At 73.7% G+C, this 19835-nt stretch carries 11 protein-coding genes and 1 pseudogene; 5 read left to right on the top strand and 7 right to left on the bottom strand.

What is annotated here, in order from left to right; all coding sequences use genetic code 11:
• Positions 1-63: 63 nt before the first annotated feature.
• Positions 64-1748, bottom strand: a pseudogene (locus WIS52_RS27260) (glycine/sarcosine N-methyltransferase).
• Between the two features lie 485 nt (positions 1749-2233).
• On the opposite strand from WIS52_RS27260, the gene WIS52_RS27255 reads away from it, so the two are divergent.
• From WIS52_RS27255 to WIS52_RS27245, 3 genes are all read left to right on the top strand, one after another.
• Complete coding sequence (locus WIS52_RS27255) at positions 2234-3223, top strand: glutathione S-transferase family protein (RefSeq protein WP_349301251.1); 990 nt, start codon at positions 2234-2236, stop codon at positions 3221-3223.
• 382 nt (positions 3224-3605) lie between these two features.
• Entirely contained in the window at positions 3606-4826 is a 1221-nt protein-coding gene (locus WIS52_RS27250; protein WP_349301250.1) for a glycoside hydrolase family 3 N-terminal domain-containing protein, read from the top strand.
• 16 nt (positions 4827-4842) lie between these two features.
• Positions 4843-5814, top strand: a complete 972-nt coding sequence (locus WIS52_RS27245; RefSeq protein WP_349301249.1) for an isocitrate lyase/PEP mutase family protein — start codon at positions 4843-4845, stop codon at positions 5812-5814.
• Here the strand turns inward: WIS52_RS27245 and WIS52_RS27240 are convergent.
• From WIS52_RS27240 to WIS52_RS27225, 4 genes are all read right to left on the bottom strand, one after another.
• A complete protein-coding gene (locus WIS52_RS27240; protein WP_349301248.1) occupies positions 5786-6553 on the bottom strand; it encodes a 3-oxoacyl-ACP reductase family protein in 768 nt (255 codons plus the stop codon). The two genes, WIS52_RS27245 and WIS52_RS27240, sit on opposite strands and share 29 nt — an antisense overlap.
• Before the next feature lie 24 nt (positions 6554-6577).
• Positions 6578-12151: an ATP-binding protein gene (locus tag WIS52_RS27235; protein ID WP_349301247.1), complete on the bottom strand. Its 5574-nt coding sequence runs from the start codon at positions 12149-12151 to the stop codon at positions 6578-6580.
• 153 nt (positions 12152-12304) lie between these two features.
• Positions 12305-14260: a 3-oxoacyl-ACP synthase III family protein gene (locus tag WIS52_RS27230; RefSeq protein ID WP_349301246.1), complete on the bottom strand. Its 1956-nt coding sequence runs from the start codon at positions 14258-14260 to the stop codon at positions 12305-12307.
• 440 nt (positions 14261-14700) lie between these two features.
• The gene (locus tag WIS52_RS27225; protein WP_349301245.1) at positions 14701-16122 is read right to left on the bottom strand and encodes an MFS transporter; all 1422 of its coding nucleotides are present in this window, start codon (positions 16120-16122) and stop codon (positions 14701-14703) included.
• 148 nt (positions 16123-16270) lie between these two features.
• On the opposite strand from WIS52_RS27225, the gene WIS52_RS27220 reads away from it, so the two are divergent.
• On the top strand, positions 16271-16687 hold the full coding sequence (locus WIS52_RS27220; protein WP_349301244.1) for a VOC family protein: 417 nt from the start codon (positions 16271-16273) through the stop codon (positions 16685-16687).
• A 9-nt stretch (positions 16688-16696) separates the two neighbouring features.
• On the opposite strand, the gene WIS52_RS27215 is transcribed toward WIS52_RS27220, so the two are convergent.
• On the bottom strand, positions 16697-17860 hold the full coding sequence (locus WIS52_RS27215) for a citrate/2-methylcitrate synthase (RefSeq protein ID WP_349301243.1): 1164 nt from the start codon (positions 17858-17860) through the stop codon (positions 16697-16699).
• Positions 17861-17930: 70 nt separating this feature from the next.
• Between WIS52_RS27215 and WIS52_RS27210 the strand changes: the two genes are divergently transcribed.
• Positions 17931-19253, top strand: coding sequence for a citrate synthase (locus tag WIS52_RS27210; protein WP_349301242.1), 1323 nt, complete (start codon positions 17931-17933; stop codon positions 19251-19253).
• On the opposite strand, the gene WIS52_RS27205 is transcribed toward WIS52_RS27210, so the two are convergent.
• Positions 19193-19834 carry a class F sortase gene (locus WIS52_RS27205; protein ID WP_349301241.1) on the bottom strand — a complete coding sequence of 214 codons (642 nt, stop codon included), beginning with the start codon at positions 19832-19834 and terminating at the stop codon, positions 19193-19195. The genes WIS52_RS27210 and WIS52_RS27205 overlap by 61 nt on opposite strands.
• Position 19835 lies beyond the last annotated feature (1 nt).

Genomic DNA, 19835 nt, shown 5'->3' with positions numbered 1-19835 from the left:
GCCCGGACGCCCGACGGGCGCGGCTCCGATGTGGAGCCGCGCCCGTCGTGCGTGGTGGAGGGGTCAGTCCTTCACGGCGTGCAGGATGCCCCAGGTGAGCCGCCCGGCGTTGCCGCCGTCGACCCAGTGCTGCAGCCCCGCCTTCATCTTCGTGATGTAGCCGGTCGAGATCGCCGAGGACAGCTCGTCCTCGTGCGCCACGAGCTCCTCGCGCACCCGGCGGTAGTGCGTCGGCAGCTGCGCGGCGTGGTCGTGGAACCGCACCTGCGACAGGCCCCGCTTCTCCAGGCCCTCGGTGTAGAACCCGGGCGTGGCCATCGTGGACAGCTGGATCCGGTCCAGGATCGGCTGGATCGACGACTGGTCCAGCCCGTCGACGGCCATCGGGTCGGTGAACACCACCCGGCCGCCGGGCGCGAGCACCCGCACGACCTCGTCGAGGACCCGCTCCCGGTCACCGGAGTGCAGGAACGCGTCCTGCGACCACACGACGTCGACCGAGCCGTCCGGGACGGGCACCTCCTCGAAGGTGCCGGTCGCGACCGTCACCTGCTCGGCGAGGCCCTGCTCCCGGGTCAGCCGCGTGTTGCGGTCGTTCTCCACCGGGGACAGGTTCAGGCAGTGCACGCCGGCACCGAACCGGCGGGCGAGCTGACGCGCGGCACCCCCGTAGCCGGAGCCGAGGTCCAGCACCCGGGTGCCGGCGCCGATCCCGGCGATCTCGCCCATCCGGGCCACGGTGCGCCGGCTGGCCGCGGCGATCTCCTCGTCGGGGGTCTCGTAGAGGCCGACGTGGATGTCCTCGCCACCCCAGATCCGCGAGTAGAAGGTGTCCGCGTCCTCCGAGTCGTAGTAGCTCCGGGCGGTGGTCTCCGCGGCCTGCGCCTGCGTCACGCCTGGTCACCACCCTCCAGGTAGGCCTTCTCGGCGATGTGCACGAAGAAGTCGGGCTCGCTGTCGGAGTAGGTCGACTGGAAGTCGCCGTAGGTGTTGACCCGCTGGAACCCGACCTCGTGCATCAGCCGCCGGGTGTAGTCCTTGCGGAGCGGGAACATGTTCAGGTGGTACTCGGACCCGTCCGGGAAGCGGTAGCGGAACCGGGCCAGCCCGTCGTCGACGTGCTCGGGCTCGGCCACGACGTCGTCGCCGCAGTAGTAGTACTGGTGCTTCGACGAGAACCCGTTGTCCAGGATCGAGTCGTAGTTGCGCTGGTCCAGGATCAGGACGCCGTCGTGCTTGAGCATCGCGTAGAACTCGGCGAGCGCCTTGCGGCGGTCGCGCTCGGAGAACAGGTGCGTGAACGAGTTCCCGAGGCAGATGATCGCGTCGTACTCGCCGTGCACGTCCCGGTTCAGCCAGCGCCAGTCGGCCTGCACGACACGCAGGATGTGGCCGCCGAACTTCATGCCGTTCGCGAAGGCCTTCGCCAGCATCTCCGCGGACCCGTCGGCCGAGACGACGGTCTCGAAGCCCTCCTCCAGCAGCCGGACCGAGTGGAAGCCGGTCCCGGTCGCGACGTCGAGGACGCTCTCCACCCCGCGGTCGCGCAGCTGCTCGACGAAGAACTTCCCCTCGCTCTGGTAGCGGGCTCTCCAGTCGATCAGCTCGTCCCACTTGTCGACGAACGTCTGCACGTACTCGTGCTTGTAGTGGGTGGATTCCCGGACCTCGAGCGGTTCGTCTCCGAACTCCTGAACGGTCCTGCCGAGCTCGGGAAGTTCGCTGTCGGTGCGGTGATCGGCCGTCATGTACCGCGTCTCCTCGACGTTGATCGCAGGTTCTTCGGGCGCCTCGACGGTAGGGGGCGACGGGGTGTTGCGTCCGGGCACGGTGGGAGGGCCTGGATCGGTCGCAGATGTTGTGTTATACGCAACGCAGCCGGTCCGGACCATGTTTCCGGCATGTTTCCCCGAGCCTCGGGCGCGGAGTGGGGGTGCCGCCGGCGGCGCCTCGACCAGTGCCGCAGCCGCGGCGCGGGCGCGGGGTGGCGCGGGCCGGGGCGGCGCGCGGCCGTCCGGGGGCGAGGCCCGACACGCCGTGCCGTGTCGACTCCGCGAAATTCGAGACAGAAGTGTGACCTCGCTCACGGCATGGATTTCGAAATCACTCTTCCGTACCAACGCAGCCACTCCGTCGGGAGGTGTGCGACGTTCGTTCCCGGGTGTCCGACCGGCGTCGTCGCGACGACGGGACGACCTGCGCGGTGCCCCGTCCGCCGCTAGCGTCGCTCCGCGTGGAGAGAGAGCAGGGCAGCGGCGAGTTCGTGCGGGAACCACTGGGCGTCGCCGGGCGGATCACGGCCGAGGAGTCGGCACCCTGGCCGGTCGCGCCCGGCCGCTACCGGCTGGTCGGGGCGCGGGCCTGCCCGTGGGCGAACCGGGTGATCATCACCCGCCGCCTGCTGGGCCTGGAGGACGCGATCTCGCTCGGCATCGCCGGGCCGCTGCACGACGAGCGCAGCTGGCGCTTCCACCTCGACCCCGGGAACGTCGACCCGGTGCTCGGGATCGAGTACCTGCGCGAGGCCTACGAGAAGGCCGTCCCCGGCTACGACGACGGCGTCACCGTCCCGGCGATGGTGGACGTCGCGTCCGGGAAGGTCGCCACCAACGACTACGCGGCGCTCGAACGCGACCTCTCGACCGAGTGGCGGGAGTTCCACCGGGACGGCGCGCCCGACCTGTGGCCGGACGCGGGCGAGATCGACCGGATCGGCGAGGGGATCTTCGACGACGTCAACAACGGCGTCTACAAGTGCGGGTTCGCCGGCACCCAGGACGCCTACGACCGGGCCTACCGCGCCCTCTGGGACCGGCTCGACGCGCTGTCCGGGCATCTGTCCGACCGTCGCTACCTGGTCGGCGACACGATCACCCAGGCCGACATCCGGCTGTGGGTGACGCTGGTCCGCTTCGACGCCGCGTACCACGGCCACTTCAAGGCCAACCGGCACAAGCTCACCGAGCTGCCGGTGCTGTGGGCGTACGCCCGCGACCTGTTCCAGACCCCCGGCTTCGGCGACACGATCGACTTCGAGCAGGTCAAGCAGCACTACTACGGCGTGCACACCTCGATCAACCCGACCGGGATCGTCCCGGACGGGCCCGACCCGTCCGGCTGGCTGACCCCGCACGGCCGCGACGAGCTGGGCGGCCGGCCCTTCGGCGACGGCACCCCGCCCGGCCCACCCCCGGGGAACGAGCGCGTGCCGCCCCTGACCTGAGCCCTCTGTGCTGTGCACACCGCCACGCACCGGCCCGCCGGCGTCGCTCGAGGGGTACGTGAGAGCTGCCGCCTCATGATCGAACTACCCCCACATGCCCCTCGAGAGCTGGGACCGCCGGTCGCCCGAGGCGAGGCGGCGCGGCCTCGGCCTCGGCCTCGGCCTCGTGCCTCGCACCGTGCCTCGGATCCGTCGAGGGGTACCCGAGCGCCCTCGGCTCATGATCGAACAGCGCTGGTGTGCCCCTGAGGAGGCGCGTGGCCGGCCTGCAGAGCGTGCACCCGACCGCCCGACGCACGTGGGGTGCTTCTCGGCGGGTGACACCCGCCCGGGCGCGGCGGGACGCTCCGGTCGTCGTGGCCGGATGTCACGATGTCCGGCGATGCGTGGACGTGTACACCCGGTCACCGGGACCCGCCGCCGGTCGCTCGCCGCCGTCCTGGGGACGGCGCTGGTCGCCGGCGCGCTGGTCGCCGGCACCGTCGTCGCGGGACCGATGCTGGCCTCGGCCGCCACCGGCCCCGACGGCGCCGCGGCACCCCGGGCGGCCCCGGTGGACGTCCCCGAGGCGGCCGCGGAGCCCACCGACACCTGCCTCCCGCGGGTCGGGGACCTGTCCACACGCGACCGGCTCGCGCAGCGGCTGATGGTCGGCGTCGACGCCGCGGACCCGGCCGGCGCCGCGACGATCGTGCGGGACTCGAAGGTCGGCGGGGTGTTCCTCGGCGGCAACGCCACCGCCCTGCTGACCGACGGCACCATGCAGGCGCTGCAGGACGCCTCGGACACCCCGCTCGCCGTCGCGGTCGACGAGGAGGGCGGCCGCGTCCAGCGGATCGACGAGCTCGACGGCGACATCCCCAGCGCCCGGCGGATGGCCGCGGAGTCCACGCCCGAACAGGTCACCGCGATCGCGACGCAACGTGCCGAGCAGCTGCGGGCCCGCGGCGTCACCTGGAACCTCGCCCCGTCGGTGGACGTGTCCGCCCAGCCCGCGAACTCGGTGATCGGCGACCGCGCGTTCTCCGACGACCCGGACACCGTCACCCGCTACGCCCGGGCGTGGGCCGAGGGCCAGGAGGCCGGCGGGGTGTACGGCGTCCTCAAGCACTTCCCCGGACACGGCAACAGTTCCGGCGACTCGCACGAGGGGTCGGTGAGCACCCCGCCGCTGGCCGAGCTGCAGGCCTCCGACCTGCGCCCTTACGCGGACCTGATCGGTCCCGGCGCACCGCTGGACGGCCGGGTCGGCGTGATGCTCGGGCACCTGGAGGTCCCCGGGCTCACCGAGAACGGCAACCCGACCAGCATCGACGCCGCCACCTACCGGCTGCTGCGGGATCAGTACGGCTTCGACGGCGTCGTGATGACCGACGACCTCGGCGCGATGAAGGCGATCACCGACCGGTTCGGGCTGGCGGAGGCGACCACGCGGGCGCTGTCGGCCGGCGCGGACATCGCGCTCTCCTCGAACGTCACCCCGGTCGGCCCGTTGCTCGACGCCGCCGAGCAGGCCCTGGCCGACGGCCGGATCACCCCCGAGGCGAACGACGCGGCCGTCGCCCGGGTCCTGGAGTCGAAGGGCCTCTGCTCCCGTAGCTGAGTGGGACAGTGGGCCGATGCCCGACCGTCCCGATCCCCGCGAGCGCGCCGAGACACTGCGGCGGCTGCACCACTCCGACATCCCGCTCGTCCTGCCGAACGCCTGGGACGTGCCCAGCGCCCGGGTGTTCGCCGCCCACCCGCGGTGCCGGGCGCTGGGCACCACCAGCGCGGGCATCGCGGCGACCCGCGGCTACCCCGACGGCGAGGTCATGGGTCTCGACGAGATGGTGGAGGAGATCCGCCGGATCGCCGCGGCCGTCGCGCTGCCGGTGACCGCCGACCTCGAGTCCGGCTACGGCGCCGGCCCCGTCGACGTCGCGGAGTCCGTCACGACGGTCATCGGCGCCGGCGCGGCCGGCATCAACATCGAGGACGTCGACGGCGCCGGGAACCTGTTCGCCGTCGCCGAGGCGGCCGAGCGGGTGGGCGCCGCCCGGGAGGCCGCCGGGACCGCGGGCGTGCCGATCGTCGTCAACGCCCGCACCGACGTGTACTGGCGCGGGATCGGCGCACCGGAGGACCGCCTCGGCCACACCGTCGAGCGGCTGCGCGCCTACCACTCCGCCGGCGCCGACTGCGTCTTCGCGCCGGGGCTCACCGACCCGGACACGATCGCCGAGCTGGTGGCGGCCCTCGACGTCCCGCTCAACGTGCTGGCCGGTCCCGGCCTGCCCGACGTCGACGGCCTGCGCGCGCTCGGCGTGGCCCGGCTGTCGGTGGGCTCCGCCCGCCCGCTCCGCGATCACCGCGACCCGCGACCTGGCCGCCGAGCTCCTCGACCGCGGCACCTGGACCCCGATCGAACAGGCACTCCCGTACGCCGAACTGGCCGCACTGCTCCGACCGCCCCACCCCACGCCCTACTCATGACGCTTCGGTTCGGTGATACCGGACCTAAGCGTCATGAGTCGGCACCGGGGTGGGGTGGCCGCGGGCGGGTACAGGGGCAGGGGCGGGTCAGGAACCCATGTCCAGGCCGCCGTTGACGCTGATCACCGAGCCGGTGACGTAGCCGGCGCGGTCGTCGACCAGGAACTGCACCGCGCGGGCGATCTCGTCGGCCTGCCCGAGGCGCCCGACCGGGATCTTCGCGAGGATCTTCTCCATCGCCTTCTCCGGCACCGCCGCGACCATCTCGGTCTCGATGAAGCCGGGGGCGACGCAGTTGACCGTCACGCCCTTGCCCGCGACCTCCTGGGCCAGCGACTTCGAGAACCCGATCAGCCCCGCCTTGGACGAGGCGTAGTTGGCCTGCCCGATCGAGCCGGTCTGGCCGATCACCGACGAGATGTTGACGATCCGGCCGAACCCGTTGCCGGTCATGTGCTCCAGCACGGCCTTGGTCATGTAGAACGCGCCGGACAGGTTGATCCGCAGCACCGCGTGCCAGTCGTCGACGGTCAGCTTCCGGACGGTCTTGTCGACGGTGATCCCGGCGTTGTTGACCAGGTAGTCGACCCGGCCGCGCTGCTCCAGGACCTCGTTGACGACCCGGCTGCAGTCGTCCGGCTCACCGACGTTGCCCTGGTGCACCGACACCGAGGCCCCCTCGGCGCCGAGCTTCGCAGCCAGGTCCTCGGCGGCCTTGGAGTTCGACGAGTACCCGGCGGCGACGTGCACCCCCTGCCGCGCGAGCAGGGTGGTGATCGCGGCGCCGATCCCGCGCGCACCGCCGGTCACGATCGCGACGCGCTGCTCGGGGTTGGTGTCGGTGATTGCGGTCATGGGCGAACCTCCAGTGATCTCGCTCTAGCGGACGTCGAGCGTGCGTGCCATACCCCGCTGCACGGCGTCGGCCAGGTAGGGCCGCAGCTGCTCCGGGGTGACGATCCGGTGCACCGAGCCGACGGACTGCGCCCGCTCGATGGAGTGCTTGGTGTCGAACTCGTCGGCGACCTGGCCGAGCTTCTCCGAGCGGACGTCCGGGCGGAGCGTGGCGAGCTCGCCGCGCAGCCGGGACGCCTCGGCCTCGTCGCCGGCCTCGCCGGCGGCGGCGATCCGGGACTCCAGGCCGGTGATCCGCTCGTCGGCGGCGGTCCGGTGGTTGACCTCGCCGGCGAACACCACGGCCGCGGCGGGCGCGCCACCCAGCACGGAGGCGTAGGAGCCGGTGATCGCGGCGACCTCCATGTTGTCGTTGAGCGTTCCGGAGAACACCACGAACGCGCCGCCGTGGTAGCGGGAGACGACGCAGAACACGATCGGGCCGTCGAAGTTGACGATCGCCCGGCCGATCTCGGCGCCGAACTCCAGCTGCAGGCCGCGCAGCGACTCCGGGGAGCCGTCGAACCCGGACAGGTTCGCCAGCACGACCAGCGGCCGGTTGCCGGACGCCGCGTTGATCGCCCGCGCGCACTTGCGCGACGAGCGCGGGAACAGCGTGCCCGCGGTGAACTGGGACGGCCCGTCCACCGGGCGCGGGCCGCGGCGCGGGATCGGCCGGGACTCGACGCCGATCATCGCGACCGGCTGCCCGCCGAGGTGCGCGTCGAGCGCGACGACCGACTCGGCGTCGTGCATGTCGGCCCACCGCTCGGAGGTCGGGTGGTCGGCGTCGGCGACGCCGCGCAGCACCGAGCGGATGTCGAACGGCTTCTTGCGCTCGCCGTTCGTCTCCGCCGCCCAGATCTCGCCGAGCGTGCCGAACTCGCAGTTCGGGCCGGAGTGCGGCGCGGTGGTGACGTCGCGGGTCACCGGGTCGGTGCTCGGCGCGGGCCGGGGGAACCGCTCGCCCGGCAGCGTCCAGGTGTGCGCGTAGTGCGACAGCAGCACCTTCACCGACCCGGACAGGTCCGGCGCCCAGTACTGCGCCTGGCCGTTCGGGCCCATGATCCGGTCGTAGCCGCCGATGCCGAAGTTGTCCTCGGCCGAGACGCCGCCGGAGAAGTCCAGCGACTGCTTGCCGGTGAGCACCATGGCCGAGTCCGGCGTCATCACCAGGATGCCCTTGGTGTGCATCAGCATCGTGGCCTCGGCGTTCCAGTAGGGCTGGGCGCCGACGTTGATGCCGGTGACGACGACGTTCATCTCGCCGCCGTCCTGGGTGAACTCGATGATCCCGCGCAGCACCCGGGAGATCCAGTCCATGTTCTCGGTGCCGGAGTCCATCGCGATCTTCGCGCCGGCCGAGACGGCGAACCACTCGACCGGGACGTCCAGCTCGCGGGCCAGGTGGATCGCGGCGAGCACCCGGCGGCACTCCGGCTCGGCGATCGCGCCGAGCGCGCGGGTCGGGTCGCCGAGCAGGACGACGCGGGTCATACCCTCCGGGTAGCGCTGCGTCGGCACCGTGACGACGCCGAGCACCAGGTTGGCCGCGTTGCCACCGGGGGCGCGGTCGACCGGGTGCGGCACCCCGTCGTCGTCGAGGTCGTACTCGGTGAACACGCCCTCGCCGGCGTCGATAGGCGCGGTGAGCAGCGGGACGATCTCGTACGGGTAGACGGCGCCGCGGCGACGGGCCTTGAGCACCTTCTGGTCGTAGGCGTCCAGCTCGCGCATCGGCTCGGTCGGCGGCTCGTCGAGCTTGAGCGTCAGCCCCGCGCCCGGGGGCCGGGACATCCGCAGCAGCATCGACTTCGGGTCCCCGTCACCCTGCGAGGTCCGGAACTCCACCAGCACCTGCTCCAGGCCCAGGTTCGCGGTGCGCGGGGCCAGCCGGCGCACGACGGAGTCGAGCTCGGTGAGCGGGATGTCGACCTCGGGCCAGACGTAGAGCTGGATCCGGTTCCAGGACATCCGGGCCAGCGTCCGGTCCGCGGCCCGCGCGGCGCGCAGCGAGTTGATGCAGGCGTCGAGCGCCCGCTCGAACTGCGGGATGGAGCGGACCCGCCCCGTCTCGTCGTCCCGGATGACGGTCAGTTCCCGCACGTCGGCCATGGCGATCAGCCGGTCGTCGGCGGTGACCTCGCGGCCGGTGGCCCGGAACAGGTGGACGTCGGTGACGGCCGGGATCCGGCTGAGCGAGAAGTCGCGGAAGCGCCACAGCCGCAGCCGGTCGGCGACCAGCGGGTGCATGCCGCGCAGGGTCCGGTCCTCGACCAGCTCGCCGGTCTCGTCCGGCCGGAAGGTGAACCAGGTCGGACCCTCGGCCGCGTCGGACTCCACGGTCCGCGGGTTGGGCCGGACCGCGACCGCGACCCGGTGCAGCGCGCCCGGGACGCGGCCCAGCGCGGCGCGGACCCGCTCGGCGCGGGAGTCGGGGTCGCCGCCGTCGTCGGCCTTGGTGGAGGTGACGTAGAGGTCGACCAGCGCGGTGCGGCCGTCCGAGAGCTCGGCGACCCGGCGGCGCAGCTCCTCGGCGGTCGCCAGCGCACCCTCGGGGTCGTTGTTGTCGATCACCGAGGCGAACAGCGTCCGGTCGTTGCCGAGGTGGTCGTACCGGGCCGTCAGCAGCGGGCGGCCCGCGAACTCGGTGTGCTCCAGCTCGCCCAGCGGCCGGACCCGGTAGTAGCGCCGGGTCATGACCTCCAGCAGCACGGCGTCGTGCCGGTCGCCGAACGCGCCGAGGATCGGCTCCGAGGACGCGACCAGGGCGTCGATCCGGGACGCCCGGTCGGCCGTGTCCGGGTCGGCGGCGAGCACGTCGAGGCTCTCCCGGACCTCACCGAGGACGCGGGTGCGCTCGGCGGCGACCACCGGCGCGTCGAAGGCCCGGTAGCGCAGCAGGCGGGCGGTGTCCCCGACGACCGGGTGCCGCAGCTGGGTGGCGACGACGAGCTCGTCGAGGGTCCGCAGGTAGTCCTCGCGGCCGGCGGCGGTCAGCCCGGAGAGCGACTCCGGGTGCTGCAGCCGCCAGTTCAGCAGGGCCAGCACGACCGGCACCTGCTGCGCGGCGCGCCGGTGCGCGAGGAACATCCGGTACAGCGCCGGGCCGAGCTCGGGGTCGGGCGAGGTGTCGCTGACGCCGTAGTGCGCCAGCGCCCGGCGCAGCTTCGCCTGGAACGACTCGGGCAGACCCTCGTCCTCGACGTCCCGGGTGCGCAGGTAGGCGTAGAGGTACTCCTGCGGGTTGCGCTCGGTCTCGCCGGTCTCGTCGTCGGTCTCCGAGCGGTTGCGCGACAGCGCGCACAGGTCCGCGAAGATCCGCAGGACGGCGGTCTCACCGGCCAGCACGGACGGGTCGTCGCCGGCCAGCTCCGTGCGGGCCCCGGCCAGGCGGCGCAGCTGCGGGCGGGCCTGGCTCTCGTCGACGTCGAACCCGAGCACCTGGAAGCGCAGCGCGCTCAGCGCGTCCGCGGCGGTCGTGGCGGGCTCGCCGGAGTCACCGGTGCCGGTGAAGGCACTCAGGTCGGCCCGGTCGGCGGGGGAGGACGCGGCCGCGGAGCCGGCGTCGGCGGAGGGCTCCAGGCGGACCAGCTTGGTGCCGCCGTCGACCTGGGTGTTCGCCGGGACCAGCAGCTCGGCGACGGTCCCGTCGAACGGGGCGCGCAGCGAGGTCTCCAGCTTCATCGACTCGACGATCGCGACCGTGTCGCCCTCGGACACCACGTCGCCGGGGGAGACCGGCAGCGCGACGACCATCGCCGGGGCGGGCGCGCGCACGATGCCGGCCTCGCCGCCGGAGATCCGGTGCACGGCCCCGTCGACCTCGACCAGGTAGTCGGACTCCTGGGCCACCGACAGCACGGTCCAGCTCTGCTCACCGACGGTGATCCGGCGCTCGTAGGCGCCGTTGCGCTCGACGTCGACGTCCAGCGTCGCGCCGTCCAGCTCGACCCGGTAGCGGCCGGCCCGGGTCCGGGCCACCCGCAGCGGATAGGACTGCCCGGCGACGGTGACGTCGGTCTGGTGCCAGGTCTCGTAGCCGACCTCGGGCCGGCCGGCCTCGGCCGAGCGGACCAGCCGCTCCTGCTGGCGGGCGACGTGCCCGTCGTGCGACTGGATCGCGGTGGCCAGCAGGGCGACGTCGAGGCGGCGCGGCGGGATGTAGCCGCCGGCCATCATCGAGTCGAGCCAGGTGGTCTGCAGCGCGCCGGAGCGCAGCTCCGGGCGGTCGAGCAGGTCGAGCAGGAACGCCTTGTTGGTCGAGCCGCCGTCGATCACCGTGGCGGTCTGGCGCAGCGCCCGGGACAGCCGCGCGCGGGCCTCGTCGCGGTCCCGGCCCCAGGCGATCACCTTGGCGATCATGGAGTCGAACTGGGGCGGGATCACGTCCCCGGCGGCGACGCCGGTGTCCACCCGGATACCGGGCCCGCTCGGCAGCGCGAGGTGCTCGATCCGGCCCGGGGCGGGCGCGAACTCGCGCTCCGGGTCCTCGGCGGTCAGCCGGGCCTCGATCGCCCAGCCGCTCGCCGTCGGGACCGAGGGTGCGACCTCGGCCAGGGTGCCCCCGGCGGCGACGTGCAGCTGCAGCTTGACGATGTCGACGCCGGTGCACGCCTCGGTGACCGGGTGCTCGACCTGCAGCCGGGTGTTGACCTCCAGGAAGGAGAGCAGCTTCTCCTCGGGCTGGTAGAGGAACTCCACGGTGCCCGCGTTGACGTAGCCTGCGGCCCGGGCCAGCTCGGCCGCGGAGTCGCGCAGCAGCGTCTCCTGGTCGGCGTCCAGCGCGGTGGAGGCCGACTCCTCGATCACCTTCTGGTTGCGGCGCTGCACCGAGCAGTCCCGCACCCCGAGCGTCCACACGTCGCCGGTGTGGTCCGCGACGACCTGGACCTCGACGTGCCGGCCACCGGAGACCGCCCGCTCCAGGAACACCGTCGCGTCCCCCGCGGTACGGGAGGCCTCGGACGCCGCCCGCTCGAACGCCTCGTCCAGCTGGTCGGGGCCGGGCACGTACCGGATGCCGCGGCCGCCGCCGCCCGCGGTCGCCTTCACCATCAGCGGGTAGCCGATGCCGTCGGCGGCCTTGCGGGCCGCCTCGATGTCCGCCACCGGGCCGCCCGACCACGGGGCCATCGGGACCCCCACCGACTCGGCCAGCTGCTTGGACGCGATCTTGTCGCCGAGCCGGCGCATGACCTCGGCCGACGGGCCGACGAAGGTGATGCCCAGCCGCGCGCACAGCTCGGCGAAGTCCGCCTTCTCCGACACGAAGCCCCAGCCCGGCCAGACCGCGTCGGCCCGGGTCGCACGCAGCGCGCGCTCCAGCTCGGCGTGGTCCAGGTACGGGCTCGCGCCCATGTGGTCCGGATCGTCCGGCCCGATCAGGACGGCCTCGTCGGCCTCCCGGACGTACATCGCGCGGCGGTCCACCGCGGTGTGCAGGGCGATGGTGCGCAGACGCCGGTCCGGGGAGTTCTGCGCATTCCACTCGCGGACGGCGTTGATCAGTCGCATGGCGGGTTCGCCGCGGTTGACGATGGCGATGCGCGAGAACATGGCGGGTGTCACTGCTCCTGGTGCTGTGCTGCTACGACGGTGCTGTACTGCGACGACGGTGCTGCGGACGACGGCGGTACGGCCGGCTCTCCCACCGGCCCGGACGGGGACAAGCATCGCCTGCCCCCGTCCGGTCGGTCAGGGCCCATCCTGCTACTCGCCGAACGCGATGCGTACGTCGTCCGTCGTGGGGGCCGCGACGGCCTCGGCGGGAGGCCGCGCGCCGGCGGCCGGGTCGAGGACGACCTCGGGTGCCATGACCGCGGGATCGACCTCGAGCACGGCGTAGCCGCCGACCGCTCCGGCGCCGAACCCCGGGGCGAAGACCCGGGTGCGGCCGGTGACGGCGCCGTCGGCGACGGCGTCGAACATCGCGATCGGGATCGACGCCGCGGAGACGTTGCCCATCCGCTCGATGTCGAAGTACAGCTGGTCCGCCGAGAGTCCGGCCTTCCCGGCGAGCTGCAGGATCATGGTCTTGTTGGCCTGGTGCGGGACGATCAGGTCGATCGCGTCCAGCATCGACCCGGTGCCGTCCGGACCCGGCTGCTCGCCGAGCTCGGAGATCATCTGGTCCAGGTACCGGGACACCAGCGCCTTGACCTCGGGCCCGTAGACGGTGATGTCGTTGTCGAAGTCCGGGTTCGGCCAGATGATCGAGTTGACCTCGGAGACCGGGCCCGACGCGTAGGTCTGCAGCAGGTCGACGTCGCCGGGCTCGCCGGCCGGGGCGGGCGAGATCACCATCGCCGCGGCGCCGTCCCCGAAGATCATCCGGGAGGTCCGGACGTTGCCGATCTTGTCGGAGAACTTCTCCACGCAGACCAGCAGCACCGGCCGGTCCACCTCCTGCAGCTGCCGGACGGCCTCGGCGAGCCCGTAGGGCAGCCCGGCGCAGGCGGCGACGATGTCGGCCGAGCAGTGCGTCTGGAGCAGCCCGAGCCGGCCGGACAGCCAGGTCGACAGCGACGGGATCAGCCGCTCGCTGGTGCAGGTGGCGACGAGCACGGCGCCGATCTCCTCCGGGCCCCGCCCGGAGTGCTCCAGCGCGCGGACCGCGGCCGACCACGCCAGGTCCTCGATGTCGAGCTCGGTGTAGCGACGCTGGTCGATCCCGGTCTTGGCGGAGATCTCCTCGGCGCTCATCGGGGACCAGGAGAACGCCGAGTTCCGCACGACGTCGGTGTTGGAGCAGACGTGCTCACCGCGGACGACGGCCACCGCCTCGACCTTCGGCTGCACCCGGAAGGCCTCGCGGACCCGGACCGGGGGCAGCGGCGTCTGCGGGGCGACCGGGTCGGCCTGGACCGAGACCCGGCCGCGGCGGGCCGGGCGGGCACCCCGGGCGCGGTCCAGGAACGCGGCGACGTCGCGGTTGCGCGGGTGGAAGGCGATGACGTGGTCGTCGTCGCCGATCTCGTCGGCGGTGCGCAGCTCGGTGGCGGCGCGGTTCCACGGGTACTGGTTGTGCAGCACCATCGCCCACCGGGTGAGCGCCTCGAGCTCGGGCCGCTCGGCGTGCGCGTCGAGGATCTCGTTGAAGGAGTACACCGGGTAGTCCGGGTCGTGGCCGGGCACGACGAACGTCCGTGCGCCCGGGGTGTCCAGGAACTCCGCGACGGTCGGCTTGAGCGCGGGCAGCTCGGTGGCGTGGTGCCGCCGGTGCCCGAACACGTCGAAGAGGATGTCGAAGATCTTCTTCTCGGTCCCGTCGTCCCAGGTGGGCGGCAGCGACGCGAACGCCTCCCGGACCGCGCGCACCTTCTTGTCGCCGTCCTCCCACGGGGTCAGGACGGGCAGGTAGACGTCGCCGCGCTGCCGTGGCAGGTCCCGCCACCGGGTGGGCCGCTTCTCGAACATCGTCATGGAGAACCGGTTGACCCAGAACAGGTTCTGGCTCATGTCGCGCAGCAGCCCGAACCGGCTCTCGTAGCTGCCGGAGGTGATCCGCTCCAGGATCTCGGTCCCGGTCGGGGCCTTCGCCTCGAAATCGCGGCCGACGATTGCGGTGAACTGTTCGAGGTCGTCGATCACCGAGAAATCGAGCTCGGCGAGGAAATTGGCGGGAAAGACCAGACGGCCGTGGTTGTTGACCACGAACGGCTTCATGGGCGACCTCCTGGGGCCGGTGCGGCCGGCGGCGGAATCACCTGGCCGGACGCGTGCTTCAGGCCGGGTGATCGGGTCGGATGCGGTGCCTGCAACGGTATAGGTGGACGGCCACGATCGGAATGTGATGAGTGGTCGAAGTGTGCGCCCTCACGGAAAGTCGGTCAACTCGGACTGTTACCGGCGAGAATGTTACCGGTCGGTCGTACCCGCTGGTTCGCATTCTGTTGCGGCATTTCCGCAGGTGGGCGACCATATACTGTCCACAGTAGAATGATCATCATCGCGACGGGGGCGTCCCCGGGGCGTGCACATGCACGCCGCAGCGCGGGACGGCCGCCCGGCGGGTCCGGGCCGTCGTGGCCGTCCGCGGGCGGCACGCAGCCGTGTCCATTGTGGAGCGGAGGTCGGCTCGACGCGGCGGTGCCCGCCGGGGCCTCTCAGCCGGCGGCGACCGGCTCGGCGGCGTCCGCCCGCACCGGGCGGGCGGCCGGGGTGAGGACGACCAGCACCGTCGCCAGCAGGCCCGCGGTGCCGGCCGCGGCGAACGCGATCGTGTAGGCGGTCGCCGAGGGCAGCGGTCCGCCGTCGTGCAGGAACGCGGTCGCCACCGCGGCGACCACCGCCGCGCACGAGCTCGTCCCGAGCTGGCGGGCGAGGGTGTTCAGGCTGTTCGCCGCGGCCGTCCCCGTCGGCGGGACCGCCCGCATGATCAGCAGCGGGATCGCCGAGAAGGCCAGCGCGGCGCCGATCGCGGTGACCGTGGACGCGGCCACGAGCAGCCACACCGTCCCGGGGATCAGGGCGAACGCGAAGTTGCCGGACCCCAGCAGGAGCGTGCCGAGCAGCACCGTCGTGCGGGGGCCACGGGCCCGCGACAGTGCGGCCGACGCCGTCGAGAACACCACCATCATGCCGCCCATCGGCAGCAGGGCGATCCCGGTGGCGACCAGCGAGAACCCGAAGCCGTAACCGGTGTCGACCGGTGCCTGCAGGATCTGCGGGGTGAGCAGGAAGCCGGCGAACATGGCGAAACCGAGGAGCACCGAGGCGAGGTTCGGCAGCAGCACGGTCGGCCGGGCGGACACCCGGAGGTCGATCAGGGGCGCGCTGGTGCGCAGCTGGTGCCACCCGGTGACGCCGATCAGGGGTACCGCCGCGATGGCCAGGCCGAGCACGAGCGGCGACGTCCAGCCCCATTCGTTGCCCTTGGACACCCCGAGCAGGACGCAGACCAGCGCGCCACCGATCCCCAGTGCGCCGACGACGTCGAACCGCCCGCCGGGACGCGACCCGGACTCCGGCACCAGCCGGCCCACGAGCAGCAGCTGCAGCACCGCCATCGCCGCGGTCCCCGCGAACAGCCACCGCCAGTCCGCGAACTGGGCGACCACCCCGGTCAGCGGCAGCCCGATCGCGCCCCCGAACCCGAGCGACGACGACATCAGGCCGACACCCGATCCGATCCGCTCCGGGGGGAGCACGTCGCGCATCAGGCTCATCCCCAGCGCGATCACCCCGAAGGCCGCGCCCTGCAGGACCCGCGCGACCAGCAGGAACACGATGTCCGTGGTGAGCGCGCCGAGCAGCGAACCGGCCGCGATCATGCCCAGGGCCACCAGCAGCATCCGGCGCTTGCCGTACATGTCACCGAGCCGGCCGAACACCGGCGCGGAGACGGCGCCGGCGATCAGGTTCGCGGTGATCAGCCAGGACGCCGTCGCAGGGCTGACCGAGAGCAGCGCGGGGAACTGCGGCAGCAACGGGACGACCATCGTCTGCAGCAGGGAGACGAGCACGCCGCACGAGGCCAGGACGGTGATCGCGACGAGCGGGCGGGCTGGCGTCGCGTCCCGTGACACACGACCTCCGTGACATGTCGAGGAGAAACCGATGGTGCTCCTCCAGATGAGCACGGCCGCGCGCGCCCGGCAAGTGAGGATCTTGTCAATGCAATGCATCTCGCCGCGGTGCGGGACCCGCATACCCGGGCGACTACGGTGCGACGCCGTGGAGATCCTCGCCAGCCGCGCCATCCTCCGGCCCGCCGACCCCGCCGCCGCGGTCGCCTTCTACCGGGACACGCTCGGACTGGCGATCTCCCGGGAGTTCCCCGGCGGGACCGTGTTCTTCCTGGGCAGCGGGTTCCTCGAGGTGTCGGCGCGTCCCTCCGGGGCCCCGGACACCGGCGCCGGCGAGGTCGCGCCGGACGCCGGCGGGCTGCGCCTGTGGCTGCAGGTGCGCGACCTCGACGCCGCGCACGCCGAGCTGTCCGCGGCCGGCGTCCCGGTGCTGCGCGAGCCGGCACAGGAACCGTGGGGCCTGCACGAGATGTGGGTCGCCGACCCCGACGGCACCCGCATCGTCCTGGTCCAGATCCCGGCGGACCACCCGATCCGCCGGGACACCCGCGCGGACCCGCGCTGATTCAGGCCGTCACGACGGATCCGGGACCGGCTGGGGCGCCGGTGGCCCGACGTAGGTCGCCGACGGCCGGATCAGCCGCCGCTGCGCCGCCTGCTCCAGCACGTGCGCACACCACCCGACGACGCGGCTGGTCGCGAACGTCGGCGTGAACATGTGCCGCGGGATGCCGCAGCCCGCCATCACGACGCCGGCGTAGAACTCGACGTTCGCGTGCAGCGGCCGGTCCGGGCGCAGCTCGGCGAGCGTCGCGGCGACCCTCCGCTCGACGTCGGCGGCGCGCGCGGGCAGCGGGCCGCCGAGCTGCTCGGCGACCTCGCGCAGCAGTGCGGTGCGCGGGTCCGGGCCGCGGTAGACGGCGTGCCCGAACCCCATGATCCGTTCCCCGGCGGCGAGCCGGTCGGCCACCCAGCGCTCCGGCGAGCCGCCGGCGTCCCGGTCGATCGCGTCCAGGGACTCCAGCGCGCGGTCCGGCGCGCCGCCGTGCAGCGGGCCGGCGAACGCGCCGAGCGCGGCGGCCACGCAGGACGCGACGTCGGCACCGGTCGAGGCGACCACCCGGGCGGTGAAGGTGGAGGCGTTGAACCCGTGGTCGAGCGTGCTCACCAGGTAGGCGTCGACCGCGCGGGTGTGCGCCGGGGCGGGCTCGTCGCCGGTGAGCATCCACAGCCAGTTCGCGGCGGCCGGGAGGTCGGCGCGCGGCGGCACCGGGTCGAGCCCGGCGCGCAGCCGGTGCAGCGCGGCGAGCACGGTCGGGGTCGCCGCGCAGACGGTGAGCGCGTCGTCGGCACCGCGGTCCGGGCCGGCGTCCCAGATCGGCCGCATGCCGCGCAGCGGGCCGAGCATCGACAGTGCGGTCCGCAGTCCGGCGAGCAGGTCGTCGCGGCAGGCACCGGCGATCACCGGCAGCGCGGCGGCCAGCGCGTCCGGCAGGGCCCGGCGGGCGGCGACGTCGGCGGCGAACCGCGCGCCCGCCTCCCGGCCGGGGAGTGTCCCGCGGGCGACCAGGTGCCAGACGTCGGCGAAGGTCCGGCTGCGGGCCAGGTCGACGGCGGAGTACTGGCGGTAGTGGTAGAAGCCCTCGTCCCCGCGGACGTCGCCGATCCCGGTCGTGGTGACGGCCACGCCGCGCAGGCCCGGTGGGACCGGCGGGACGGTGCTCTCGATGGTGGTCATGGGCGGACCGTGCGCGCGGGCGACCGTCGTTGTCAATATTGATGCGGTCAATGTTGATACGGTCCACGAGGTGGAGTACCTGACGGTCGCCGAGACCGCGGAGCGGCTCGGTGTGAAGCGCGAGACGGTTTACGCCTATGCCAGCCGCGGGCTGCTGACCAGCGTGCGCGGTGCGCAGCGACGGGGGAGCCGGTTCGCCCAGGACGAGGTGGAGGCGCTCGCCGGGCGCGGCCGCGAGGCCGGGGACCCGTCCGGGGCGGTGGAGCGGATCAGGACGCGGGTCACACTCGTGGCCGACGGCGGCCCGTACTACCGCGGCGTGCCCGCAGGCGAGATCGCCCGGGCCGGGGGCACGCTGGCCGACGTCGCCGGGCTGCTCTGGCAGGCGCCGGGGCCGGTCGCGTTCGACCCCGACCCCGGTCTGCTGCCGGTGGTCCGGTCCGCGCTGGCCGCACTGCCCGCCGGGGCGCGGGGCACCGACCGGTTCCGGCTCGCGGTCGCGGCGCTGGCCGCGGCCGACCCGCTGCGCGCCGACGTCGGTGCCGCCGCGGTCACCCGGACCGCCGCGAGCCTGCTGGGAACGGTCGTCGCCGCCCTGGCCGACGGGGCCGGGCCGGACGACACGGCGGCGCGCCCGTCGAGTGGCACGTCCCGTGTCGCCGACCCCGATCCGGGGGCACGGGACGTGCCGCTCGGCGCGGATCGTCAGGCCGAGGGGGAGGGGCTCGCCGCGCGGCTGTGGCCCGCGCTCGCCCGCGACCCGTCCGCGGACCCGGGGGCGGGCCCGGACCGGGTGGGCACCGCCCTGGTGCTGCTCGCCGACCACGGCCTCGCCGCCTCGACCGTCGCCGCCCGGGTCGCGGCGGGCACCCTGGCGGACGTGCACGCCGTGGTCTCGGCCGGCCTCGGCGCCCTCGACGGCCCGCGGCACGGCCTGGCCAGCGGGCTCGCGTACCGGTTCCTCGCCGGCGCGCTCGAGGACCCGCACGCCGCCCTGGCCGAACGGCTGCGGGCCGGCGAGCGGGTACCGGGGTTCGGCCACGGCGTCTACACCGGACCGGACCCGCGGGCCGTCGAGCTGCTCGCCGTGCTGCGCGGTGACCCGGCCGCGGAACGGGCCCTGGCCGCCGTCGACGCGCTGACCGAGGGGCTGGCCCGCGGCGACGGCCCGGCCCCGAACATCGATCTCGCGCTCGCCGCCCTGATGCTCGCCCACGACCTGCGATCGGACGCCGGTGAGCTGGTGTTCGCCGTCGCCCGGACCGTGGGCTGGGTGGCGCACGCGCTCGAGGAGTACGCCGAGCCCGGCCCACGGGCCCGGCCGCGGGGCGTCTACACCGGACCGCGGCCCGGCTCGACCAGCGCGGCATGGACGACGACGTTGTCCGAGTAGCTGCGCGCCACCCGGTCGAACCCACCCCCGCAGGTGATCAGCCGCAGCCCGGCCACCGGCAGGTCGCCGTAGACCTCGGTGGTGGGGAACCGCTCCTTCGGGTGCCGGCGCACGGCCTGCACCTCGAACGTCGCGACGCTGCCGTCGGCGCGGTCCACCCGCACCAGGTCCCCGGGGGTCAGCTCGCCGAGCCGGAAGAACGGTCCCGGCTCCCGGTCCCAGTCGACGTGCGCGGTGAGCACCGCGGGGCCGCGGGCCCCCGGTACGGGGCCGCCCGCGTACCACCCGGTGCTCGCGGCACCGACCGGGACGTCCAGCGCCCCCGCGTCGTCGAGCCCGAGCGGAACGGTCGGGCTGTCCAGTCCGATCGCCGTCGCACGCACCCGGACCGGGGTCGCCTCCGGCAGCGGTGCGGCGGCCGGACGGGTCGTCGTGGTCGGGACGGGCGCGACCGTCCCGCCGAGAGCGGCCGGCGGCAGCGCGGACGGGACGGTCAGCACCACCCCGGTCACCGCCATCGCGACGACCGCCCGCCGCCACCGCGCGCCGCGCCACCCGAGGTCCTGCCGGGCGGCAGGCACG

The organism is Pseudonocardia nematodicida, from assembly GCF_040105385.1.
Lineage (GTDB): Bacteria > Actinomycetota > Actinomycetes > Mycobacteriales > Pseudonocardiaceae > Pseudonocardia > Pseudonocardia nematodicida.
Note: the sequence above shows the minus strand (reverse complement) of the source record. Positions and strands in the feature narration are given on the sequence as shown.